This is a genomic window from Actinomyces johnsonii (assembly GCF_006546835.1).
Lineage (GTDB): Bacteria > Actinomycetota > Actinomycetes > Actinomycetales > Actinomycetaceae > Actinomyces > Actinomyces johnsonii.
Genome location: NZ_VICB01000038.1, coordinates 1 through 2,064, shown reverse-complemented (window position 1 = coordinate 2,064; position 2,064 = coordinate 1). Strand labels below are relative to the sequence as shown.

1 protein-coding gene is annotated in these 2,064 nt (G+C 71.6%); it reads right to left on the bottom strand.

From position 1 onward, the window contains the following. A partial coding sequence (gene tkt / locus FK256_RS14180) for a transketolase (RefSeq protein ID WP_141425202.1) occupies positions 1 to 2,056 on the bottom strand: 2,056 nt, incomplete at its 3' end. Positions 2,057 to 2,064 lie beyond the last annotated feature (8 nt).

Here is a 2,064-nt window from a genome sequence, read left to right as displayed (position 1 = left end):
GCTGGGCGATGTTGTTGGCGGTGAATCCGTATTCCTCGAACAGGGCGGTGCCGGCGGCGGAGGTGCCGTAGTGGTCGATGGAGATGATCTCGCCGGTGTCGCCGACGAGCTCGCGCCAGCCCATGGCGATGCCGGCCTCGATGGAGACCTTGGCGGTACCGGCCGGCAGCACCTGGTCCCGGTAGGAGGTGTCCTGCTGGGCGAACCACTCCAGGCAGGGGGCGGAGACCACCCGGGTGGGCGTGCCCTGCTCTTGGAGGATGTCTCGGGCGGCCACGGCCACGCCGACCTCGGAGCCGGTGGCGATCAGGACCACCTCGGGGGCGGTCTGGCCGCCGTCTGCGTCGGTGGCCTCGGCCAGGACGTAGGCGCCGCGGCGCACGCCCTCGGCCGCGGCGGTGGCGGAGGCGTTCACGGTGAGGTTCTGACGCGACAGGGCGATGCCGGCCGGCTGGTCCGGGCGGGCCAGGATCTCGGCCCACGCCGCGGCGGTCTCGTTGGCGTCCCCGGGGCGTACGACGGCCAGGCCCGGGATAGCGCGCAGGGAGGCCAGGTGCTCGATCGGCTGGTGGGTGGGGCCATCCTCGCCCACGCCGATGGAGTCGTGGGACCACACGAAGATCGAGCCGATGCCCATCAGCGCCGCCAGGCGCACGGCCGGGCGCATGTAGTCGGAGAACACCATGAAGGTGCCCCCGTAGGGGCGGGTGAGCCCGTCCAGGGCGATCCCGTTGAGGATCGAGCCCATGGCGTGCTCGCGCACACCGAAGTGGATGGTGCGCCCAAAGGGCCCGTCGCCGTCGGCCTGCGCCAGGGGAGCGGGCAAGAAGGAGGGCTCGCCCGCCATGGTCGTGTTGTTCGAGCCGGCCAGGTCCGCCGACCCGCCCCACAGCTCGGGTACCACGCCAGCCAACGCGGAGAGCACCTTGCCCGAGGCCGCACGGGTCGCCAGGCACTGGCCGACCTCCCAGGTCGGCAGGGCCGCCTGGAGGCCCTCGGGCAGGCGGTGGGCCTCAAGGCGCTCCAGCAGCGCGGCACCGTCGGGGTTGGCCTGCTGCCAGGCCGCGAAGCGCTCGTCCCAGACCGCCCGGGCGGCCCGGGTGTTCTCTGCGGCCCGGGCGCGGGCGTGGGTGACGACGTCGTCGGGAAGGATGAAGCTCTGCTCGGGATCCAGGCCCAGGGCCCGCTTGAGACCGGCGACCTCCTCACCCCCGAGCTTGGCGCCATGCGATGACTCCTGGCCCTGCTTGGTCGGTGAGGGCCAGGCGATGATCGTGTGCAGGCGGATCAGCGACGGGCGCTCGGTCTCAGCGCGAGCCGCCACGATCGCCTCGTGCAGCGCCTGGAGGTCCTCGACGTAGCCGTCGGGGCCGGTACGCCAGTCGACGTCGAGCACCTGCCACCCGTAGGCCTCGAAACGGGCCGAGGGGTCCTCGGTGAAGGCGATGTCCGTGTTGCCCTCGATGGAGATGTCATTGTCGTCGTAGATGGCGATGAGGTTGCCCAGCTGCTGGGTACCGGCCAGGGAGGCGGCCTCCGAGCTCACGCCCTCCTGCATGCAGCCGTCGCCGAGGACCGTGTAGACGAAATGGTCGAAGACCGACTCGCCCAGCGGGGCGCCGGCGTCGAGCAGCCCGTGCTCGCGGCGCGCGGCCATGGCCAGTCCCACCGCGTTGGCGAAGCCCGCCCCCAGCGGGCCGGTCGTGGTCTCGACGCCCGCCACCTCACCGAACTCCGGGTGACCCGGCAGGCCGGCCGGCGAGCGGAAGGCCGTGAAACCGCTCAGGTCGATGTCGTAGCCGGCCAGGAACAGCTGGATGTACTGCATCAGCGAGGCGTGCCCGATCGACAACACGAACCGGTCGCGCCCCAACCAGCCCGGGTCGAGCGGGTCGTGGACCATCTCGCGCTGGTAGAGCAGCCACGCCACCGACGCCAATGAGATCGGCGTACCGGGGTGGCCCGACCCCGCCTTTTCCACGGCATCAGCAGCCAGGGCCTTAGAAACCGCGATCGTCCGGCGGTCGAGATCGGTGAGCAGCGGCTCAGCACTCATAACTGAGG